Source organism: Pseudomonas sp. HY13-MNA-CIBAN-0226 (genome assembly GCF_040310305.1).
In the GTDB taxonomy this organism is placed as follows: domain Bacteria; phylum Pseudomonadota; class Gammaproteobacteria; order Pseudomonadales; family Pseudomonadaceae; genus Aquipseudomonas; species Aquipseudomonas gregormendelii.
Genome location: NZ_JBEOPS010000210.1, coordinates 1 through 278, shown reverse-complemented (window position 1 = coordinate 278; position 278 = coordinate 1). Strand labels below are relative to the sequence as shown.

Genomic DNA, 278 nt, shown 5'->3' with positions numbered 1-278 from the left:
GTCTTGCCAATGCCAGTGGGCGCCTGGGCCATCAGGCACCGGCCCGTAGTCACCGCTTTGTAGACCGACTCGGCCAAGTCGCGCTGCCCGGTACGGAAGTCGGCATGGGGAAACGCCAGGCTCTGCGCAGCGGCGTTACGTGCGTCACGATGCTGCATCTCTTGCCGCGCCCAGTCCAGGAACAGCGCGCATTGCTGATTGAAGAACTGCTCAAGGCCTGGCGCATCGAATCGCTGGTTCAGCACGGTTTCGCCTTCGCCGACGATGTCGAAGTACAC

1 pseudogene is annotated in these 278 nt (G+C 62.9%); it reads right to left on the bottom strand.

Annotated elements, in window-relative coordinates:
* Positions 1-278 (bottom strand): annotated as a pseudogene (locus tag AAEZ05_RS28445) (ATP-dependent DNA helicase); the annotation flags it as partial.